The organism is Frateuria sp. GZRe14 (assembly GCF_051900395.1).
Taxonomy (GTDB): Bacteria; Pseudomonadota; Gammaproteobacteria; order Xanthomonadales; family Rhodanobacteraceae; genus Frateuria_A; species Frateuria_A edaphi.
Window position 1 is genome coordinate 1,672,995 of record NZ_JBHZGJ010000001.1, and the last position, 20,605, is coordinate 1,693,599.

At 67.0% G+C, this 20,605-nt stretch carries 22 protein-coding genes; 21 read left to right on the forward strand and 1 reads right to left on the reverse strand.

The features are described from left to right. Window positions 1–106 precede the first annotated feature (106 nt). From ACFWZ1_RS07695 to ACFWZ1_RS07730, 8 genes are all read left to right on the forward strand, one after another. The gene (locus tag ACFWZ1_RS07695; protein WP_231325295.1) at window positions 107–364 is read left to right on the forward strand and encodes a lipopolysaccharide assembly protein LapA domain-containing protein; all 258 of its coding nucleotides are present in this window, start codon (window positions 107–109) and stop codon (window positions 362–364) included. After that, window positions 361–1,533: a lipopolysaccharide assembly protein LapB gene (gene lapB / locus ACFWZ1_RS07700; RefSeq protein ID WP_231325297.1), complete on the forward strand. Its 1,173-nt coding sequence runs from the start codon at window positions 361–363 to the stop codon at window positions 1,531–1,533. Before ACFWZ1_RS07695 ends, lapB begins: the two co-directional genes overlap by 4 nt. Next, window positions 1,530–2,570 (forward strand): MraY family glycosyltransferase, encoded by a 1,041-nt coding sequence (locus ACFWZ1_RS07705; RefSeq protein WP_439665975.1) that lies wholly within the window; start codon window positions 1,530–1,532, stop codon window positions 2,568–2,570. The genes lapB and ACFWZ1_RS07705 overlap by 4 nt, the downstream gene beginning before the upstream one ends. Further along, window positions 2,557–4,479 (forward strand): polysaccharide biosynthesis protein, encoded by a 1,923-nt coding sequence (locus ACFWZ1_RS07710; protein ID WP_231325301.1) that lies wholly within the window; start codon window positions 2,557–2,559, stop codon window positions 4,477–4,479. The genes ACFWZ1_RS07705 and ACFWZ1_RS07710 overlap by 14 nt, the downstream gene beginning before the upstream one ends. Further along, complete coding sequence (galU, locus tag ACFWZ1_RS07715) at window positions 4,480–5,352, forward strand: UTP--glucose-1-phosphate uridylyltransferase GalU (RefSeq protein ID WP_231325303.1); 873 nt, start codon at window positions 4,480–4,482, stop codon at window positions 5,350–5,352. It abuts the gene before it with no gap. A 189-nt stretch (window positions 5,353–5,541) separates the two neighbouring features. Then, entirely contained in the window at window positions 5,542–6,828 is a 1,287-nt protein-coding gene (locus tag ACFWZ1_RS07720; protein WP_439665976.1) for an NAD(P)/FAD-dependent oxidoreductase, read from the forward strand. After that, a complete protein-coding gene (locus tag ACFWZ1_RS07725; RefSeq protein ID WP_345778313.1) occupies window positions 6,825–7,163 on the forward strand; it encodes a tRNA-binding protein in 339 nt (112 codons plus the stop codon). The genes ACFWZ1_RS07720 and ACFWZ1_RS07725 overlap by 4 nt, the downstream gene beginning before the upstream one ends. Continuing rightward, complete coding sequence (locus ACFWZ1_RS07730; protein WP_439665977.1) at window positions 7,160–7,594, forward strand: GNAT family N-acetyltransferase; 435 nt, start codon at window positions 7,160–7,162, stop codon at window positions 7,592–7,594. The genes ACFWZ1_RS07725 and ACFWZ1_RS07730 overlap by 4 nt, the downstream gene beginning before the upstream one ends. Before the next feature lie 54 nt (window positions 7,595–7,648). On the opposite strand, the gene ygfZ is transcribed toward ACFWZ1_RS07730, so the two are convergent. Beyond that, complete coding sequence (gene ygfZ, locus ACFWZ1_RS07735) at window positions 7,649–8,443, reverse strand: CAF17-like 4Fe-4S cluster assembly/insertion protein YgfZ (protein ID WP_439665978.1); 795 nt, start codon at window positions 8,441–8,443, stop codon at window positions 7,649–7,651. Between the two features lie 113 nt (window positions 8,444–8,556). On the opposite strand from ygfZ, the gene ACFWZ1_RS07740 reads away from it, so the two are divergent. The 13 genes from ACFWZ1_RS07740 (at window position 8,557) to msbA (ending at window position 20,601) form a co-directional block, all read left to right on the forward strand. Continuing rightward, on the forward strand, window positions 8,557–8,724 hold the full coding sequence (locus ACFWZ1_RS07740; protein ID WP_231325310.1) for a DUF1674 domain-containing protein: 168 nt from the start codon (window positions 8,557–8,559) through the stop codon (window positions 8,722–8,724). An 85-nt stretch (window positions 8,725–8,809) separates the two neighbouring features. After that, window positions 8,810–9,205: a succinate dehydrogenase, cytochrome b556 subunit gene (sdhC, locus tag ACFWZ1_RS07745; protein WP_439665979.1), complete on the forward strand. Its 396-nt coding sequence runs from the start codon at window positions 8,810–8,812 to the stop codon at window positions 9,203–9,205. Beyond that, the gene (sdhD, locus tag ACFWZ1_RS07750) at window positions 9,202–9,597 is read left to right on the forward strand and encodes a succinate dehydrogenase, hydrophobic membrane anchor protein (protein WP_231325313.1); all 396 of its coding nucleotides are present in this window, start codon (window positions 9,202–9,204) and stop codon (window positions 9,595–9,597) included. Before sdhC ends, sdhD begins: the two co-directional genes overlap by 4 nt. A gap of 5 nt (window positions 9,598–9,602) precedes the next feature. Beyond that, window positions 9,603–11,390, forward strand: a complete 1,788-nt coding sequence (sdhA, locus tag ACFWZ1_RS07755) for a succinate dehydrogenase flavoprotein subunit (protein ID WP_439665980.1) — start codon at window positions 9,603–9,605, stop codon at window positions 11,388–11,390. A 23-nt stretch (window positions 11,391–11,413) separates the two neighbouring features. After that, window positions 11,414–12,193 (forward strand): succinate dehydrogenase iron-sulfur subunit, encoded by a 780-nt coding sequence (locus ACFWZ1_RS07760; RefSeq protein ID WP_424682422.1) that lies wholly within the window; start codon window positions 11,414–11,416, stop codon window positions 12,191–12,193. A 232-nt stretch (window positions 12,194–12,425) separates the two neighbouring features. Further along, on the forward strand, window positions 12,426–12,665 hold the full coding sequence (locus ACFWZ1_RS07765) for a succinate dehydrogenase assembly factor 2 (RefSeq protein ID WP_439665981.1): 240 nt from the start codon (window positions 12,426–12,428) through the stop codon (window positions 12,663–12,665). Continuing rightward, on the forward strand, window positions 12,637–13,062 hold the full coding sequence (locus ACFWZ1_RS07770; protein ID WP_439665982.1) for a protein YgfX: 426 nt from the start codon (window positions 12,637–12,639) through the stop codon (window positions 13,060–13,062). The genes ACFWZ1_RS07765 and ACFWZ1_RS07770 overlap by 29 nt, the downstream gene beginning before the upstream one ends. 148 nt (window positions 13,063–13,210) lie before the next feature. Further along, window positions 13,211–14,455, forward strand: coding sequence for a lipoprotein-releasing ABC transporter permease subunit (locus ACFWZ1_RS07775; protein ID WP_439665983.1), 1,245 nt, complete (start codon window positions 13,211–13,213; stop codon window positions 14,453–14,455). Then, window positions 14,448–15,167, forward strand: a complete 720-nt coding sequence (gene lolD, locus ACFWZ1_RS07780; RefSeq protein WP_439665984.1) for a lipoprotein-releasing ABC transporter ATP-binding protein LolD — start codon at window positions 14,448–14,450, stop codon at window positions 15,165–15,167. Before ACFWZ1_RS07775 ends, lolD begins: the two co-directional genes overlap by 8 nt. A gap of 162 nt (window positions 15,168–15,329) precedes the next feature. Then, a complete protein-coding gene (locus ACFWZ1_RS07785) occupies window positions 15,330–17,636 on the forward strand; it encodes a DNA internalization-related competence protein ComEC/Rec2 (RefSeq protein ID WP_439665985.1) in 2,307 nt (768 codons plus the stop codon). 99 nt (window positions 17,637–17,735) lie between these two features. Continuing rightward, window positions 17,736–18,392 (forward strand): MotA/TolQ/ExbB proton channel family protein, encoded by a 657-nt coding sequence (locus ACFWZ1_RS07790; RefSeq protein ID WP_231325329.1) that lies wholly within the window; start codon window positions 17,736–17,738, stop codon window positions 18,390–18,392. Between the two features lie 8 nt (window positions 18,393–18,400). Beyond that, window positions 18,401–18,829, forward strand: coding sequence for an ExbD/TolR family protein (locus ACFWZ1_RS07795; RefSeq protein WP_231325330.1), 429 nt, complete (start codon window positions 18,401–18,403; stop codon window positions 18,827–18,829). Further along, window positions 18,826–20,601, forward strand: coding sequence for a lipid A export permease/ATP-binding protein MsbA (gene msbA / locus ACFWZ1_RS07800; RefSeq protein WP_439665986.1), 1,776 nt, complete (start codon window positions 18,826–18,828; stop codon window positions 20,599–20,601). The genes ACFWZ1_RS07795 and msbA overlap by 4 nt, the downstream gene beginning before the upstream one ends. Window positions 20,602–20,605 lie beyond the last annotated feature (4 nt).

Here is a 20,605-nt window from a genome sequence, read left to right on the forward strand (position 1 = left end):
ACCGAGGGCGGGTTACCCCATTCCGCATTACGGGCCCGATCCCCATCCACGCCTCCCTGAAGGGATGGTCCGTGCCAGTTCAAGCGGATTCCGGTAAAGTCGCGCGATGCGATTGATTGCCTTACTCATCCTGGCGCTTTTCGTCGTCATCGGCGTGGTCGTCGGCGCGCTCAACGCCGATCCGGTGAGCTACGACCTGGCCTTTTTCAGGGTGACCCTGCCCAAGGGAGCCGGATTGCTGGTCGCATTGCTGATCGGCTGGCTGCTGGGCGGTCTTACCGCCTGGCTGGGCATGAGCCTGCGCCATCGGCGCGTGCTGCGTCGCGCGCGGCCGTCCAGCGGGAAGACGCCGGCCCGCGCATGAACGTCCTCTACGTGCTGGTTTTGCTGGTGCCTGCCGCGTTCGCCAGCGGCTGGTTTGCGGCCCGCCGGGCAGCGGTCCATCGCTCGGGCATGCGGGTCAGTGAGCTTTCGTCCGATTACTTCCGCGGCCTCAACTACCTGCTCAACGAAGAGCAGGACAAGGCAATCGAGGTCTTCCTCAAGCTCGCCGAATACAACCGCGACACCGTGGAAACCCATCTTGCGTTGGGCAACCTGTTCCGTCGGCGCGGCGAAGTCGATCGCGCCATCCGCCTGCATCAGCACCTGGTTTCGCGACCGGGCCTGACCGAGGCGATGAAGACGGTCGCGCTGCTGGAACTGGGCGAAGACTATATGCGAGCCGGCCTGCTCGATCGCGCCGAGGCGCTGTTCTCCGATCTGGTCGCCATGAACGCCCACGCACCGTCGGCGCTGCGGCATCTCGTGGCCATCTATCAGCACGAGCGCGACTGGCACAAGGCGATCGACCACGCGCGCCGGCTCGAGACGATGACCGGTGATGACGAATCGCCCATGATCGCCCAGTTCTATTGCGAACTGGCCGAGCAGGCCCGCCAGCATGGCGCAAGGTCGGAAGCGCGCGACTACCTGCGCCAGGCGTTCGGGTGCCAGGCCGATTGCGTGCGCGCCTTCATGCTTACCGGCCGTCTGCATGCCGAAGCTGGTGAGCACGCCGAAGCCGTGGAGGCCTACGAGGCAGCCGTCGGCGCGGACATCGCGTTCGTGCCGGAAATCCTCCCGCCGCTGCTCAACAGCTACGCACGCACCGGGCAGATGGAGCGTGCCGAGCATTTCCTGCGTGACATCCTCGCCCGCTACAACGGCATCTCGCCGGTGCTGGCGTTGACCAAGCTCTATAACCAGCGCGATGGCGAACGGGCCGGCATCGAGTTCCTGACGTCGCAGCTGCGCCAGCGCCCCTCGGTGCGCGGGTTGATGGCGTTGATCGATGCGACCATGGACAAGATCGAAGGCGAGGCGCGCGAGAATTTCCTGATCCTGCGCGACCTCACGCGCAAGCTGCTCGAGGGCCAGGCGATGTATCGCTGCAGCCGGTGCGGCTTCGGCGCCAAGGCCCATCACTGGCAATGTCCCAGCTGCAAGGGCTGGAGCACCATCCGCCCGATCCACGGCGTCGCCAACGAGTGATCCGTCCCGAACTCACCATCGTGCTGGGATGGAGCCTGGTCGCGCTGGTCATCGCGACGGTGGCGGTCCGTGGCGCAATCGCTTATGCGCACCGGCGTGGAATGCTGGACCAGCCCGGCCAGCGCCGTTCGCACACGCTGCCGACACCGCGCGGCGGCGGCATCGGCATCGTGCTGGCCTGCCTGGTCGCGATGCCCGGTGCGTTGCTGAGCTTGGCCGGTGCCTGGTCGGCGTTGACGATCGCCAGTCTGGCGCTGGCCTTGTTGTTGGTCGCAGCGATTGGATGGTGGGACGACCATCGGCCGCTGCGGCAATGGCCGAGACTGGGCGTTCAGCTACTCGCGACCGCGCTTTTCAGCGCGGCACTGATCGCGAGCGCAGGTCTTGCCTGGGTCTGGTTGCCGCTGCTGGTGCTCGCCGGCGGCTGGAGTATCAACCTGCACAACTTCATGGACGGCATCGACGCGTTGCTGGCGCAGCAGGGCATCTTCGTGGCGGCAGGGCTTGGCTGCCTCGCCGCGAGCGTGGCCCAGCCTGCGCTGATGGGGGCAAGCTTCGTCGTGGCATCGGCCTGTCTCGGCTTCTGGCTCTACAACCGGCCGCCGGCCCGGATCTTCATGGGCGACGTGGGAAGTGGCAGCGTGGGCCTGCTGCTGTTCGCACTGGCGGCCATGCTCTGGCGGGTTGAACCGGCGCTGCTTTGGCCGGCACTCATCCTCGTGTCCGGTTTCGTTGCCGATGCCAGCTTGACGTTGCTGAACCGCTTCCTACGCGGCAGGCGCTGGTATGCTCCGCATCGCGAGCATCTCTACCAGTGGCTGGTACGATCCGGCCGCACGCATGCGCGCGCTACCGCGTGGTACCTGGGTTGGAATCTGCTCGTCGCCGCGCCTGCGGCGGTTGTCGCGAGGCAACTCCCGGCCATGGCATTGCCCGCCTGTGCCGCCGTCTATACGGTGGCCGGCGCAACATGGATCGTTACCAAGCGCCGCTGTCTGCGACGTGCACCATTGAAGGACCGTCATGTCGCCACGTAAATGGATCGCTCTCATCCACCCGCGGATCGCCGTCGTCGCGCACGACCTGGCGATGGCCGGATTCGCCTGGTGGATCGCCAAGGCACTGCGCTATGCCACGGTGCAGGGCCAGGATGGCAGCTTCGACGCCCTCGAATTCCCCATCGTGCTGGCGATGCAGGGACTGATGTTCACCTGGACCGGCCTCTACAAGGGCGTCTGGCGCTTCGCCAGCCTGCCGGATCTCTGGAACATCCTGAAGGCGGCTATCTTCGGCACGCTGGCCATCGGCCTGGCGCTGTTCCTCTATGAGCGCATGGAGGGCGTACCCCGCTCGGTCCTGCTGCTGTACCCAGTCGCCTTGACCCTGCTGCTGGGCCTGCCGCGCCTGGCTTACCGGTTCTGGAAGGACAGCCGGCTGGACCTTTTCAGCACGCGCTCCTCCAAGCGGGTGCTCATCGTGGGCGCCGATCGCGCGGGCGAGGCGCTCTCACGCGACCTGCGCCATGACGGTCGCTTCAGCGTGATCGGCTTCGTCGACGACAAGGCCAGCCTGCGCGGCGCCTCGATCAATGGCCATCCGGTGCTGGGGTGCATCGACCAGCTGCCGGAACTGGCCCGCGAGGCGGCGGTGGAGATGCTGCTCATCGCGCTGCCGGGCGCCACGACCGGCCAGATGCGCCGGGTGGTGGAATTGTGCGACCAGACCGGCTTGCCGTACCGCACCGTACCGCGGCTCGAGGATGTGGTTGCCGGCCGCGCGCAATTCAACGAGATCAAGGAAGTGGCGATCGAGGACCTGTTGGGCCGCGACGCGGTCGAGCTGGACTGGACCGCCATCCGCGAGACGCTGACAGGCCGCCGGGTACTGATCACCGGCGGCGGCGGTTCGATCGGTTCGGAACTTTGCCGCCAGGTCGCGCGGCTCGGTGCACAGTCGCTGATCATCGTCGAGCAGAGCGAATACAACCTCTATCGCATCGGCAAGGAACTGCGCAGCGACTATCCCGAACTGCTGCTCGAATGCGTGCTGTGCGACTGCGGCGACCGCATCGCCTTGCAGAAGACTTTCGCCGAGACCAAGCCGCAGGTGGTATTCCATGCGGCCGCCTACAAGCATGTTCCGATGCTGCAGAAGCAACTGCGGGCGGCCTTCCGCAACAACGTGCTGGGTACCCGCACGGTGGCGGACCTGGCCAACGAGTTCCAGGTCGAGTGCTTCGTGCTGATCTCGACCGACAAGGCGGTCAACCCCACCAGTGTCATGGGCGCCTGCAAGCGCGTGGCGGAGATCTATTGCCAGAACCTCAACGCCCATTCGGCCACGCATTACATCACGGTGCGCTTCGGCAACGTGCTCGATTCGGCCGGTTCCGTGGTGCCGCTGTTCCGCCAGCAGATCCGCGACGGCGGACCGGTGACCATCACCCATCCGGAGATCACCCGCTACTTCATGACGATCCCGGAAGCCTGCCAGCTGATCCTGCAGGCCGCCTGCCTGGGGCAGGGCGGCGAGATCTTCGCGCTGGACATGGGCGAACCGGTGAAGATCCGCGATCTCGCCGAGCAGATGATCCGTCTCGCCGGCAAGAAGCCGGGTACCGAGGTCCCCATCGTCTACACCGGCCTGCGCGCAGGCGAGAAGCTGTTCGAGGAACTCTTCCACCAGCTCGAGAACTACAGCGCCACGGCGCACGCCAAGATTTTCCTCGCGCAGCATCGCGAGGTCTCGTGGGAGTTGTTGCAGGCGCTGCTCAACAAGGCTTGCGAAGCCACCGCGATCTTCAATGAAGACGAACTGCGTCGCTGCGTTTCCAGCTTGCTGCCATCGTTCCGCTGGAGCGAGACGGCGCAACCGGACAACGTGGTGTCGATCCGCCGCGAGGCGGGGCGTATCGAACAGGGCCGTATCGAAACAGGAGAAAGCTGAGTGACCAAGCCGTTGCGCAAGGTGGTGTTCCCCGTGGCCGGCCTCGGCACCCGTTTCCTGCCCGCGACCAAGGTCGTCGCCAAGGAAATGCTGCCGGTGCTGGACAAGCCGTTGATCCAGTACGCGGTCGACGAGGCGGTGGACGCTGGCGCCGATACCCTGGTGTTCGTCACCAACCGTTACAAGCACGCCATCGCCGATTACTTCGACAAGGCCTACGAGCTGGAAGCGAAGCTCGAGGAGAAGGGCAAGGACGAGCTGCTGGCGCTGGTACAGGGCACGCTGCCGTCCAACGTGCGCGCGATCTTCGTCACCCAGCCCGAGGCACACGGCCTGGGCCATGCGGTGCTTTGCGCCAAGCCGGTCGTGGGTAACGAGCCCTTCGGCATCATCCTGCCCGACGATCTGATCTGGAACCGCGGCAAGGGCGCGCTGGGGCAGATGGCGGCGCTGGCCGAATCGGAACATGCCGGCGTGATCGCGGTCGAGGAAGTGCCGCACGACCAGACCGACAAGTACGGCATCGTCGACGCCGAACCGATCGACCAGCGCAGTGCGCGCATCCGCTACATGGTGGAGAAGCCCAAACCCGCCGATGCGCCATCGAACCTTGCCGTGGTGGGCCGATACGTGCTGCCCGGCCGCATCTTCGAGCTGCTTGAACAGACCGAGCCGGGCGCGGGTGGCGAGATCCAGCTCACCGACGCCATCGAGGCGCTGCTGATGGAGCAGGGAAAGGTGCTTGCCTACCGCTTCGAAGGCACCCGCTTCGATTGCGGCAACAAGGCCGGCCTGGTTCGCGCCACCATGCACATGGCCATGCAGGATCCCAAGCTCGCGCCGGTCGTGCGCGAGTTCGCCAGCCAGCTCTGACCCTTATCCGATGAACCTGTAGGAGCCCGCTTGCGGGCGATGTGCCGGGCGACCAGTGCCGCGCATCATCCGCAAGCCGGGCTCCGGCGCCGACCGTTGCTTCGACGGGTTCTGCGCGCCATGGCGGTTCGTTCGAATAGCGCCGGCCACCGCGATATGCTCAGCCGTCGCCCGACTGGCCTGTCCCTCATGCCGCCGCCCGTTCCGTCCTATTACCGCGCCACGGCCACGCCGTATGCCCCGCATGCGCCGCTCGAAGGCCGGCAGGAGGCTCGCGTGGTCGTCGTCGGAGGCGGCTTCGCTGGACTCAACACGGCGTTGGGACTGGCCGAGCGCGGGCTGCGCGACGTCGTACTGTTGGAGCGCGAGCAGATCGGCCATGGCGCTTCCGGGCGCAACGGTGGCTTCGTGTTCGCCGGCTATTCGTTGGGCGAGCAGGCATTGTTCGACCAGTTGGGGGAGAAGCGGGCGCAGGCCTTGTTCCGGCGGACCATCGAAGGTGTGCACCGCATCCGCCAACGCGTTGCCGAATACGCGATTCCCTGCGACGCAGTGGATGCGGGCGTGATTTGGGCCAACTGGTTTCGTGATCCGGGCGTATTGCGCACGCGTCAACATTTGCTGGCCGAGCGCTATGGCGTGGACTGGGAATGGCTGCCCGAAGCCAGCCTTCGCGAGCTTGTCCGCAGCCCGCGCTACCACGACGGCCTGTTCGAACGCGATGCCCTGCATTTGCACCCTCTCAACTATGCGATCGGACTGGCCGCGGCGGCGGCCGGGCGGGGTGTGCGCATCCACGAACACAGCGGCGTGCGTCGCCTGCAGCGCGACGGCGATCGCTGGCGCGTGCAGACCGCCTCCGGCGAAGTACTCGCCGAGCAGGTCGTGCTGGCATGCGGAGGCTACCTGGCGGGCCTGGAACGGCGGATCGACCGCGCGATCCTGCCGATCGCCACCTACGTGATGGTGACCGAACCGCTGGGCGATCGCCTTGACGAATGCCTGGCCACGCGCGCGGCCATCTACGACACGCGCTTCGCCTTCGACTACTACCGGCCGCTGCCGGACACGCGGCTGCTCTGGGGTGGCCGCATCTCTGTACTCGACCGTTCGCCGCGCGCGGTGCAGCGCTTGCTGCGGCGCGACCTGCTGCACGTGTTCCCGCAGTTGGGCGAGGTGCGCGTCGATTACGCCTGGTCGGGCCTGATGAGCTACGCGCGCCACCAGATGCCGCAGATCGGCGGGCGCGAAGACGGACTGTGGTGGGCGCAGGCGTTCGGCGGCCATGGGCTGAGCTCGACCTGCGCGGCCGGCGAGCTGCTGGCGGCTGCCATCGCCGAGGGTGATCCCGCGTGGCGGGAGTTCAACGATTATGGGCTCGCCTCCACTTACCGCCCGCTGGGCTTCATGGCGGCCCAGGCGAGCTACTGGCGCGCCGAACTGCAGGATTGGCTGAAAACGAGACTGGAAGGATGAGCGTGGAAGAAATCAGTTGGTCGGACTTCGAGAAGGTGCTGATCGTGGTCGGCACCATCGTCCGCGTGGAGCCGTTTCCCGAAGCGCGCAAACCGGCCTGGAAGGTGTGGGCCGACTTCGGCCCTTACGGCGAGCGCAAGACCAGTGCGCAAATCGCCGCGCTCTACACGCCCGAGCAACTGGTCGGCAGGCAGATCGTGGGCGTGCTCAATTTTCCGGAGAAGCAGATCGGCCCGTTCCGATCGCAGTTCCTGTTGACCGGCTTCCACACCGACGAGGGCGTGGTTGTCACCGCGGTCGAGCGACCGGTACCCAACGGTTCGCGGCTGGCGTGAAAGCGCCGCGCGCAGCGCGCACCTCCGACGCTGCCGAGATCGCGCGGCTGGCGGGCGAGTTGGGCTATCCGGTCGACCCGGACAACATGGCCGAGCGGCTGGATGCGTTGCTTGGCAATCCGCGCCAATGCGTGCGCGTGATCGACTGGCAAGGGCGTCTGGCCGGCTGGATCGCCGCCGAGCGACGCCTGAATCTGGAGGTTGGCGAACGCGTGGAGATCACGGGTCTGGTGGTCGACGGCATGGCCCGTCGTGGCGGTGTGGGGCGCGCCCTGGTCGGCGCGGCCGAAGCCTGGGCTGCGGAGCAGGGCATCGACATGGTGGTCGTGCGTTCCAACGTGCAACGCCAGGATTCGCATCCGTTCTACGAACACTTGGGCTACGCGCGGCAGAAGAGCCAGCACGTCTACGGCAAGCGGCTCGCTCCGTAGGTGGGTCCCCGACCCACCGTCATCTGGCCCCGTAAGCGGTGGGTCGAAGCCCACCTACGCAGTCAACGCGATTACCTGCACGCCGCCGGAGCCGTCCGGAAGCCCCGCCTCCACTCCGGAAGCCAGGCTGGCCTGGGTATCGTCGTGCACCACCGCCAGCGCTTCGGCCGCGCCACCCACCGCCACAACGTCCAGCAACTGGATCGTCTGGCCGTCCACTTCGAGCATGCTGCCCGGTTCCAGTGGGCGCGACAGTCGAACGCGGTGCAGATGCCGTTTGCTGCCGCCGCGGTAATGCATACGCGCCACGATCTCCTGGCCCGGGTAGCAGCCTTTGTCCAGCGCCGTCGCGCCAAGCGCGCCCAGGTTGAGCCAGGCCGGCAGCAGCTCACCTGCGGTGTGGCGCACAAGCCACGGCCAGCCGGCGCGCACTTGCCGCAGGCGCCATTCGTCGTCGCCTCGTGTGGCCAGCTTCAGTGCGTGCGAACCACAACCGATCACCAGCGTGTCGCCCTGTTCCGTGACGGCATGCAACGGCATGGGCTCGGCGGTTGCCAGCTCCCGCAATGGCAACGCCAGGACCCGCAGCCTGGCGCGGAACACGTAGCGTTGCAGTTCGCCTGCCATCGCCTGCGCCTCACCACCGCGCAGCAGCAGGCGCAGGCGTTGCCCGTCAAGCCGCATCAGATGGAACAACGCGCGCACGCGCCCCTGCGCATCGAGCCAGGCGCTGAACTGCCACTGGCCATCGGCCAGCGAGGCGAGGTTGCTGCTGAATTGCGCTTGCGCGAACGCGATCGCGTCCGGGCCTTCGAGCGCGATGAGCTCGGCGGAATAGGTGTTGGGCATGGCGCATGAAATAAGGGAAGAAACGCGTTAAGGCAAGGTGCGGACAGGTTTTCACGCACCAGTCAAGGTTGTGCTGCTTGGTCAGCGCGTATTACGCTTCTGCGGCTTTACTTATGTCCGAGTCCTCCTCCAAGAACGAACCCGCCCCTGCTTCCGCGCCCGCGGAGCAGCCCGCCGTGCCCGCGCGGCCGGCCGAGGGCGAGGCGCGACCGGAGCGGCCGGCGCCGGATCCCACCCGCTACGGCGACTGGGAAAAGAACGGACGCTGCATCGACTTCTGATTCGCCCGTGGCGGCGCGAGCCGGTACAGGTCATCAGGGGCGGGCGACTCGGGCGAGACGCGAATCCACTACACGGACAGCCGCCATGGCAGACACGCGACGACCGCTCTCACCGCATCTTTCCGTCTACAAGTGGCAAGTGCAGATGGTGACCTCCATCCTGCACCGCGCCACCGGCATCGCCCTGTCCGTGGGCCTGCTGCTGGTTGCCTGGGGCCTGCTCGCGCTGGCCAGCGGCGAGGAGCGCTTCGGCCATTTCACCGCCTTCGTCGGCAGTCCCATCGGCCTCGTCCTGCTGATCGGCTGGAGCTGGGCGCTGTTCTACCACCTGTGCAACGGCATCCGTCATCTGGTGCAGGACGGCGGTTACGGCTACGAGATCGTGCAGTTCGTGCGATCGAGCTGGGCCTCGATCATCGTCAGCCTGCTGCTGACGGTGGCCGTCTGGGCCTACGTGCTGACTCTGGGAGCTGGAGCATGAGTGCCTATCCGAAGGAATACCGCAACCCGCTCAAGAAGGCCCGTGGCCTGGGTTCGGCCCAGCACGGCGTGAGCCACTGGTGGGTGCAGCGCGTCACCGCCGTTGCCCTGGTCGGCCTCGGCATCTGGCTGGTCACGCTGGTGTTGCGCGTGCTGCACGCCGACTACGCCACCGCCCGCGAGCTCGTCGGCCGCCCGTGGAACGCCGTGCTGCTGATTGCCTTCGTGGTCACCGCGTTCTGGCATGCCGTGCTCGGCCTGCAGGTGGTGATCGAGGATTACGTGCACACCCGCTGGAAGGAAGCGACGCTCCTGATGGCGATCAAGTTCATTGCCGTGCTCGCCACCCTGGCGGGCGTGCTCGCGGTGCTGCGCATCGCCCTGGGAGCCTGAGTTCGATGGAAGCCTACAAGGTTCAGCAACACAAGTACGACGTGATCGTGGTCGGCGCCGGCGGCGCGGGCCTGCGCGCCACCTTCGGCCTGGCCGAGAAGGGCCTGAAGGCCGCCTGCATCACCAAGGTCTTCCCGACCCGCTCGCACACCGTCGCGGCGCAGGGCGGCATTTCCGCCGCGCTGGGCAACATGGGCGAGGACGACTGGCGCTTCCACTTCTACGACACCATCAAGGGTTCCGACTGGCTCGGCGACCAGGATGCGATCGAGTACATGTGCAAGGAAGCGCCGGCCGCCATCATCGAGCTGGAGCACTACGGCGTTCCGTTCTCGCGTACCGAGGAAGGCAAGATCTACCAGCGCCCGTTCGGTGGCATGACCACGCACTACGGCAAGGGCACTGCGCAGCGCACGTGCGCCGCCGCCGACCGCACCGGCCACGCGATCCTGCACACGCTCTACCAGCAGGCGCTGGCGCACGACGCGGCGTTCTTCATCGAGTACTTCGCGATCGACCTGATCTTCGACGAGGCCGGCGTCTGCCGCGGCGTGCTCGCGCTGGACATGAACGAGGGCACGCTGCACTTCTTCCGCGGTCACGCCGTGGTTCTGGCGACCGGCGGCTACGGCCGCGCCTACTTCAGCGCAACCTCGGCGCACACCTGCACCGGCGACGGTGGCGGCATGGTGCTGCGCGCGGGCCTCGCGCTGCAGGACATGGAATTCGTGCAGTTCCACCCGACCGGCATCTACGGCGCCGGCTGCCTGATCACCGAGGGCGTGCGTGGCGAAGGCGGCTACCTCACCAACTCCGAGGGCGAGCGCTTCATGGAGCGCTACGCGCCGAGCGCCAAGGACCTGGCCTCGCGCGACGTGGTCAGCCGTGCGATGACGATCGAGATCCGCGAGGGCAGGGGCGTCGGTCCGGACAAGGACCACATCCACCTCAACCTCATGCATCTGGGCGCCGACGTGATCCACGAGCGGCTGCCGGGCATCGCCGAGTCGGCGCGCATCTTCGCCGGCGTGGACGTAACCAAGGAGCCGATCCCGGTCATTCCGACCGTGCACTACAACATGGGCGGCATCCCGACCAATTACCACGGCGAAGTGGTGCAGAAGAAGGGTGACGACGTCGACGCCGTGGTGCCGGGCCTGTTCGCCATCGGCGAGGCGGCCTGCGTGTCGGTGCACGGCGCCAACCGCCTCGGTTCGAACTCGCTGCTGGACCTGGTGGTGTTCGGCCGCGCCGTCGCGGGCCGCTGCGCCGAGCTGATCCAGCCGGGCACGCTGCACAAGGATCTGCCGACCAGCATCCTGGATAACGCGCTGGGCCGTTTCGACGCGCTCCGCTATGCCAAGGGCAGCAAGCCCACCGCGCAGATCCGCGCCGAGATGCAGAAGACGATGCAGAAGGACGCGGCGGTGTTCCGCACCGGCGAGACGCTGGGCGAGGGCAAGCGACGCATCTCCGAGGTGTTCGACGCGTTCAAGGACGTCAGCGTCACCGACCGCTCGCTGGTGTGGAACTCCGACCTGATCGAGACGCTGGAACTGTCCAACCTGCTCGCGCAGGCGGTGGTCACCATGCACTCGGCCGAGCAGCGCATGGAAAGCCGCGGCGCGCATGCCCGCGAGGACTTCCCCGAGCGCGACGACGAGCACTGGATGAAGCACACCCTGGTCAGCCTGAGCGACGCGGGCCAGACCAGCTTCGACTTCCGCCCGGTGCACATGTACACGCTGACCGACGAGGTCGACGTGGTGCCGCCGAAGAAGCGCGTTTACTGAGCAACCGGACCGGAGAACACATCGTGGCAGAGTTCACGCTACCGAAGAATTCCAAGATCCAGTCCGGCAAGCACTATCCGGCCAAGGACGCCAAGAAGCCGCGCACCTTCAAGGTCTACCGCTGGAGCCCGGACGACGACCAGAACCCGCGCATCGACACCTACGAGGTCGACATGGCCGCGTGCGGCCCGATGGTTCTGGACGCCCTGCTGAAGATCAAGAACGAGATCGACCCGACGCTCACGCTGCGCCGCTCCTGCCGCGAAGGCATCTGCGGTTCCTGCGCGATGAACATTGACGGTACCAATACGCTGGCCTGCACCAAGGCGATCGACGACTGCGCCTCGGGCGAGGTGAAGATCTACCCGCTGCCGCACATGCCGGTGGTCAAGGACCTCGTGCCGGACCTGACGCACTTCTACGCGCAGTACGCCTCGATCAAGCCGTGGATCCGCACGCAGAGCCCGGCGCCGGCGCGCGAGCGCCTGCAGTCGCCGGAAGACCGCAAGCAGCTCGACGGTTACTACGAGTGCATCCTGTGCGCCTGCTGCTCGACCAGCTGCCCGAGCTACTGGTGGAACGGCGACCGCTACCTCGGCCCCGCCATCCTGCTGCAGGCCTACCGCTGGATTGCCGACAGCCGCGACGAGGCCACCGGCGAGCGCCTGGACGACCTGGAAGACCCGTTCAAGCTCTACCGCTGCCACACAATCATGAACTGCGCGCGCACCTGCCCGAAGGGTCTTAACCCCGCCAAGGCGATCGCGGAGATCAAGAAGCTGATGGTGGAGCGGCGTTCGTAAGAGCCGAAGATCAAGCTCCCTCTCCCCTCCGGGGAGAGGGCTGGGGTGAGGGGACACGCTTGCGACAAAGTTTCACCAGGACCGTCGTGGCGCAGCCGGGAAAGATGAAGCGCTCCACACACGGACATCCGGCAACGTGCGGTGAGGCCGTGCGCCGCTTTTCCCGCAAGACCAGCTCCTCACCCAAGCCATCTCCCCGAGGTGGAGAGGGGGCCAAAGGCGATGCACCTGCATGAGCCTCGCCCGCCTGCGCTGGCGTGCCCGTCGGGGTACGCGCGAACTCGATGCGCTGCTGGGTGGCTGGCTGGACGAGCGTTACGACGCGGCGGACCAGGCCACCCGCCAGGCCTTCGACGAACTGCTGGGCACCCAGGATCCGGACCTGTGGGACTGGATCATGGGCCACGCGCAGCCCCCGCGCGCCGACTGGCAGGCGATCATCGATGACATCCGCGCCCGCCATCGGCTTTGACTACCGGCCATCGCGGCTGACGGGTGGGCTATTGGGCATCGTCACGGCGCTGGGCCTCGTTGCCGTCGCACTCAGCGGTGCACCCCTCTGGCTCAAGCTCGTGATCGCGACCGGCTCGCTGGCGCTGGCGTTCGTCGCCACGCGGCGCTTGACGCTGTCGCGCATTGCCGGCGTAGGCTACGGTCCCGATGGTTGGACCCTCTACCAGGCCGACCGCACCCCGCTCCCGGCCAGGTTGCTCTCCCATCGAGTGATCGGCGGCTGCGTGCTGCTGCGACTGAAGACCGATCACGCGACCGAAGTCCTGCTGTTGGCACCTGACAACAGCGACGCCGACATCCGTCGCCGTCTGCGTATGCGCCTGGCCGCGCAATCCGCGGTTGCCGAGGCCTTGTAGAAGCGCCCGCGCGCGACCGCCGTCTTCGCGCCCAAGGGTGCTCCTGCCGATACCACGCGGCACTTTTCCTCATGGGCACTGTCCGAGCGAATACCCGATAATGCTCCGACAGGGCGGCCCGCCCACCGACTGGAAGAAGCGACCGCCCATGTTCCGACCGCTCGAACTGTTCATCGGCCTGCGCTACACGCGCGCCAAGCGCCGCAACCAGTTCATCTCCTTCATTTCCACCGTTTCCATCGTCTGCATCGCCATCAGCGTCACCGCGCTGATCACCGTGATGTCGGTGATGAACGGCTTCGACTCGGAACTGCGCACGCGCATCCTGGGCGCCATCTCGCACGCCACCGTGTCGGGCCTGCCGGGTGAAGCAGTGCGCGACTGGCCTCGGGCGGTGCAGATCGCCGAGGCCAATCCGCACGTCAAGGGGGCCGCACCCTACGTCGAGATGGAGGCCTTCCTGCAGGCTCGTCGCCCCAGCGGTGCGCTGGTGCGCGGCGTCGATCCGTCGCAGGAGCCGAAAGTCTCGGACATCAATACGCACATGGTCGAGGGCAGCCTGGACGAGCTCAAGCCCGACAGCTGGAACATCGTGCTGGGCAAGGAACTGGCGCTGACGCTCGGCGTGACCGTCGGCGACCGCGTGACCATGGCGGTGCCGGAGTTCCGCGCGACACCGATGGGCAGCGTGCCGCGCCTGCGTGGCTTCCACGTAGTGGGCATCTTCGAGCTGGGCATGCAGGAGTTCGACTCGGGCCTGGCGCTGGTCAACATGCGCGATGCAGAGAAGCTCGGCAGTCTGAATGGCCCCAGCGGCATCCGCCTCAAGCTCGACGACATGTTCAACGCAGGCCCGGTCGCCAAGGAGCTGGCCAGTACGCTCGGCCAGTTTTATATGGTGCAGACCTGGATGGACAGTCACGCCAACTTCTTCTCGGCGATCTCGATGGAGAAGCACGTGATGTTCATCATCCTGTCGCTGATCATCCTGGTCGCGGTGATCAACCTGATCTCGATGCTGATGATGCTGGTGACCGACAAGCAGGCCGACATCGCCATCCTGCGCACGCTCGGTTCGACGCCACGCAGCATCATGGGCATGTTCATGGTGCAGGGCGTGCTGGTGGGCGTGGTTGGCATCGGCTTCGGCGTGGGCCTGGGCTCGCTGCTGTCGTGGAAGCTGCCGGCGATCGTCAAATGGATCGAGCACGTCACCGGCGTGACCTTCCTCTCGCCGGACGTCTATTACATCAGCGAAGTGCCGAGCAAGCTGGTCGCCAGCGACGTGGGCTGGGTCACGCTGGTCACCTTCCTCTTCTCGCTGCTGGCCACGCTTTATCCCGCGTGGCGCGCCTCGCGGACCCAGCCGGCACAGGCGCTGCGCTATGAATAAGCCTTCGACCATGGACAAGAACGTCGTGCTGCGTGCCAGCGGGATCGCCAAGACCTACGAGGAAGGCGACCTCAAGACCGAAGTGCTCACCGACGTCAACTTCACCCTCAAACGCGGCGAGACGCTGGCCATCGTCGGCGCCTCCGGCTCGGGCAAGAGCACGCTGCTGCACATCATCGGCGGGCTGGACACGCTCACCCGTGGCGAGGTCGAGGTGGACGGGCGCATCCTGTCCAAGCTTTCCGATGCCGAACGCGGGCGGGTGCGAAACCGCTCGCTGGGTTTCATCTACCAGTTCCATCACCTGTTGCCCGAGTTCACCGCGCTGGAGAACGTGTGCATGCCGCTGTTGATCCGCGGCGTGTCGATCGCCGATGCGCAGCGCCAGGCACGCGTGCTGCTGGAACGGGTGGGGCTGGGCAAGCGCGAAGAGCACAAGCCGGCCGAACTCTCCGGCGGCGAACGCCAGCGCTGTGCCGTGGCGCGTGCGTTGGTCACGCGCCCGGCCTGCGTGCTCGGCGACGAGCCGACCGGCAACCTCGACGAGGGCAATGCGGCACACGTCTACGAGTTGATGCTCGAACTCAACCGTGAAGTCGGCACCAGCTTCATCCTGGTCACGCACGACCACCGGTTGGCCGCGAAGATGGATCGCACGCTCGAGCTGCACAATGGCGTGCTGCAGGAAAAAGCCCGCACAACGCTGGGCTGACAGCCAGCACGCCGCAGGGGAGCTTTAGCCCATCACATGCCAGCGGCGATGGGGTGAAGCCCAGCCTGCCAGAGCGTTCGTTCGCGCCGTATCCCTACACGCATTTCAGCCACTCCACCGGCAGGCCCCATTTAAACTGGCTCCTTCCCACGGGAGGGTGGAATGCACGAGGCACGGAGGCCCGGTGCGGCGACAACCGGCGCGGCCTTGCTGTGCGGCGTGGCGGCCGTGCAATGGCTGCCCGCCTTGCCGCCATCGACGTGGATCGCGTTGCCCGGTCTGCTCGTCCTGTGGGCCAGCCTGCGCTGGCCGCGCCTGCGTCTGCCCGCGCTGGTGCTTCTCGGCGCCGGCTGGGCGATCTGGCGCGGCACGCTCGCGCTCGATCTGCGCCTGCCGCGTGACCTGGATGGTCGCGACTTCGACGTGACCGGCACGCTGTCCGGGTTGCCGCAGGTGCGCAGCGACGCCACCCGCGTCGTGTTCGACGTCGACCATGCCACCCTCGGCGGGAAGCCGGTGCCGCTGCATGGTCACGTGCGCCTGAGCTGGTACGACGACGCGCCGGCGCTACCGGCATGCTCGCGCTGGCGATTGCACGTGCGACTGCGCCGGCCGCGCGGCCTGCTCAACCCTGGCGGCTTCGATGGGGAGCGGAACGCCCTGGAAAAACGCATCGCCGCCACAGGCTACGTGCGCGAAGACGGCGCCAATCACCTGTTGCAGGCGGGCCACTGCGTTGACGGCATACGCGACCGGATTTCCCGTGGCATCGCTGCCCGTGTGCCCGATCCGCACGATGCCGCGCTGCTGCAGGCGTTTTCCATCGGCGATACGCGTGGGCTGGACCAGGACGATTGGGAAGTCGCCCGTGCCAACGGCGTGCCGCATCTGATCGCCATTTCAGGTTTCCACGTGGGCGTGGCCGCGCTGTTCGGCGTAGCGCTTTTGCGCTTGCTGTATTGGGTTTGGCCCGGTCTGGCGCTGCGCCTGCCGCGGCTGCCCGCGCAGGCGGCTGCAGCATTGGTGGCGGCTGGGCTGTATGGCGCACTGGCTGGCTTCGGGCTGCCAACGGTGCGTACCTTGCTGATGATTGCGGTCGTCGCGCTGGCCCGATGCAGCCGACGGGCGATCGGCGGCGCGCAGACACTCGGTCTGGCATTGATCGCGATGTTGCTGGCCGACCCGCTCGCGGTGTTGTCGGCGGGCTTTTGGCTCTCATTTGTGGGCGTGGCGTTCCTGATGCTGTGCCTGGAGGCGCGCCCGCGCGGCCTGCGCGGTTTCCTGCACGAGCTCTCCGCGGGCCAGTTGGTGATGACGGTGGCCTTGTTACCGCTGACGCTGTGGTTCTTCGGCGAAGCGTCCCTGGTCGGCGCGCTCTCGAACCTCATCGCGGTGCCGTTCGTCAGTTTCGTGATCGTCCCCTGCGCGCTGATGGGTACGTTGCTGCTCCTGCTCGCGCCCGGCGTGGCAACGCCCGTGCTGAAACTGGCCGCGCTCTTCGCGCATGCCCAATGGTGGTTGCTTGAGCGGATGGCGGCCTGGCCCGGCGCGCACTGGTACCTGCCCGAAGTAGGGCCAGCGGCGCTCGTGTTGGCCACGTTGGGAGCGTTGTGGCTGTTCGCCCCGCGTGGCCTTCCGCTGCGGGGGGTGGGATTGCTGCTGTTCCTGCCGCTGGCCTGGCCAGTGTCGCCGCTGCCGGCGGTTGGCGGGTTCCAGGCCTGGGTGCTGGATGTGGGGCAGGGGCTCTCGGTGGTGGTGCGCACCCGCGGGCATGCGCTGGTCTACGACGCCGGTGCGCGCTATCCGTCGGGTTTCGACCTGGGCGAGGCCGTGGTGGTGCCGGCATTGCACGCACTCGGGGTCGACCGGCTGGACGTTCTCATGATCAGCCATGCCGACAACGACCACGCCGGCGGCGCTTCGGCGGTGGCGGAGGCCTTTCCGCACGCCACGCGCTATGCAGGCGAGCCCGCACGCATGCCGCTCCCGATGCAGCCGTGCCGGGCAGGGCAGGCCTGGCGCTGGGATGGGGTGAGCTTCCGCGTGCTGTCGCCCGGTCCTCACGGAACAGCGCGGCGCAATGACCGTTCCTGCGTGCTGGTCGTGGATGGCGAGGGCGGGCGCCTGCTGCTCACTGGAGACATCAGCAGCCAGGTGGAACCCGCCGTGGCCTCTGCCCTCGGAAGCGCTCGCCCCACGGTGCTCGTGGTGCCGCACCACGGCAGTCGCTATTCGTCCGACCCGTCGTTCATCGCCGCGATCGCACCGCGTCTGGCGCTGGTGTCGGCCGGCTGGCACAACCGTTTTGGCCATCCACACCCGCTCGTGCTCGGGCGCTACGCCCAGGCGGGCGTGCCGCTGCTGAACACCGCCACGCGCGGCGCCATCGAGGTCGACGCGCCAGCCACTGCCGAGCCCGCCATCGAGGTCACCTGGCGGCAGCGCAGACCCCGCTACTGGCGCGAATGAACGGGTGTTTTTGCAACTGCCAAGCGCACCGCGGAACGATGTGAAGGGACTGCTATGATTCGGCGTCCCCTGAGAAGTTGCCCTGGCGGGAGTTAGGCAGTGCTTGAAATTCTGATGGCTGGCGGATGGGCGTTGGCCCCCATCCTGATCTGTTCGGCGGTGGCTCTGGCGATCGTGCTGGAGCGCTGGTGGTCCCTGCGCCGCAAGGCCGTCCTTCCTGACGGGTTGGGCGAAGAAGTGCGCAAGTGGGCGCGCAGCGGCCAGCTCGATCCCGCGCACCTGGAAGCCCTCGCCGCCGGCTCGCCGCTGGGCGAGCTGCTCGCCGGCGCCCTGGCCGTGCGCAACCGTCCGCGCGAGCAGATCAAGGAACGCATCGAGGACACCGGTCGCCACGTCGTGCACCGCATGGAGCGCTATCTCAACACGCTCGGCACCATCGCCCTGATTGGTCCGCTGCTGGGCCTGCTCGGCACGGTGATCGGCCTGATCCGCATGTTCATGCAGGTCATGGCCGGCGGCATGGCGGACCCCACCAAGATGGCCGGTGGCATCGGCGAGGCGCTGATCTGCACGGCCATGGGCCTGGTGGTGGCGATCCCGGCCTACGTGTTGCACCGCTACTTCCGCTCGAAAGTGGCCGGCTATTGCGTCGACATGGAAAAGCAGGCCACCGCGCTGCTCGATGACCTGACCGGCACGCCGGCCCCGGCGGCCCGCCCGCGCCGCACGGCGACGACCGCCGCGACCAGCGCCTGAGGGTAAGCATGCGTATCGGTTCCGACCGTCGGCAGGACGACTTCGAGATCAACGTGATCTCGCTGATCGACGTGCTGCTGACGCTTCTGATGTTCTTCGTGCTGACCACGACCTTCGTGCAGCACTCGCGCCTGCAGGTCACGCTGCCGCAGGCCAGCGCCGAAGAGCGCGACATGCAGGCGCCCGCGCTGACGGTGATGATCGACCGCGACGGGCATTTCTATGTGGGCAGCGATGCGGTGACGGGCGAGGGCGTCGATCCGCTCAAGCAGGCCATCGCACGTGTGGCCGGCGACGACCGCGACCGCCCGGTGACGATCCGCGCCGACGCGAAGACGGCGCACCAGGACGTCGTGACCGCCATGGACGCGCTCGGCCAGCTCGGCTTCACCCGGCTGGCGATCGCGACCACGCCAAGCCAGGAAGCTGCACGTTGACACCCACCCGCAAGGCGGCCGTCTGGGACGCCGAGACGCTGCGCGTCTATAAACGGCTGCTCGGCTACACACGGCGATGGTGGGTAGTGGGGGTGATCGCCATCGTCGGCATGGCGGTTGACGGCGGGGCGTTGGCGGCCTTCACGCAGAAGCTGCGTCCGATGATCGACGAGCTTTTCGCCAAGAAGGACGCTTACCTGATCTTCTGGATGCCGATCTGGATCGTGCTGATCTTCGCCGCGCGCGGCGTCGGGACGTTCATCAGCAGCTATGGCATTTCGTACGTCGGCCGCAACGTCGTGCAAGCGATGCAGGCCGACGTATTCGCGGCCTATCTCCGGCTGCCGGCTGCGTTCTTCGGCACTGAGCCTTCGGGCCAGCAGATCTCCCGCATCACCTACACCAGCGAGCAGGTCGCATCGGCTTCCACCGATGCACTGAAGGTCGTGGTGACCGAGGGCGTCACGGTCATCGGGATGCTGTACGTGATGCTGACCAACAGCGCCTACCTCTCGCTCACTCTGCTGATGATGGCCCCGGGCATCGGTTTGGTCGCCACGATGGTCAGCCGGCGTTACCGGGAGATCAGCCGGCGCATCCAGGGTTCGATGGGCTCGGTGACCGGCGCCGTGGACGAATCGGTCCACGCGCACCGCGAGGTGCGCGTCTACGGTGGACAGCAGCACGAGGCCGCGCGTTTTGGCGAGGTGTCGCACCGGGCGCGCCGCCTCAACATGAAGATCGCCACCACGGCCGCCAGTTCAAGCACGGCCATCCAGACCGTCGCCGCGCTCGCGCTCGCGCTGCTGGTTTACCTGGCCACACGGCCGCAGGTGATCGACGGGATATCCCCCGGCGTGTTCGTGACCGTGCTGACCGCCATGGGCGCCATGATGCCCTCGCTCAAGCGGTTGGCGAACGTACAGGGCACGATCCAGCGCGGCATATCGGCGGCCGAGGACCTGTTCGACGTCATCGACCTGCCGCCGGAACAGGACACCGGCCGGCTCGAGATCGAGCGCACCCGTGGCGACCTGCGTTTCGAAGGCGTACGCCTGCGCTATCCACGTAGCGAGGTCGACACCCTGCGGGGCATCGACCTGCACTGCGCGCCCGGAACCGTCACCGCCCTGGTCGGCCGCTCCGGCAGCGGCAAAAGCAGCCTCGTCAGTCTGCTGCCACGTTTCCAGGAACCCAGCGCCGGGCGCATCGTGCTCGATGGCCAGAACTATCAGGAGTACACGCTTGCATCGCTGCGGCGCCAGATCGGCTGGGTCGGACAGAGCGTGGTGCTGTTCGACGGAACCATCGCCCAGAACATCGCCTATGGCGAACTGGCCGGTGCCAGCGAGGCGGACATCATCGCCGCAGCCGAGGCAGCCAACGCGATGGAGTTCATCCAGCGCATGCCCGAAGGCATCCACAGCCCGATCGGACAGGGCGGCGGCATGCTTTCGGGCGGCCAGCGCCAGCGCCTCGCGATCGCCCGCGCGATCCTGAAGAACGCCCCGATCCTGGTGCTGGACGAAGCCACCAGCGCGCTCGACACCGAGTCCGAGCGGCTGATCCAGCAGGCGCTGCAGCGCCTGATGCGCGACCGCACCACGCTGGTGATCGCGCACCGGCTGTCCACCATCGAACACGCCGACCAGATCGCCGTGATGGACCAGGGACGCATCGTTGAACGCGGCACTCACGCGGAGTTGGTAGCCTTGGGCGGTCAGTACGCCGCGCTCCACCGCATGCAGTTCCACGAACAGGAAGAAGGCTGAGGCG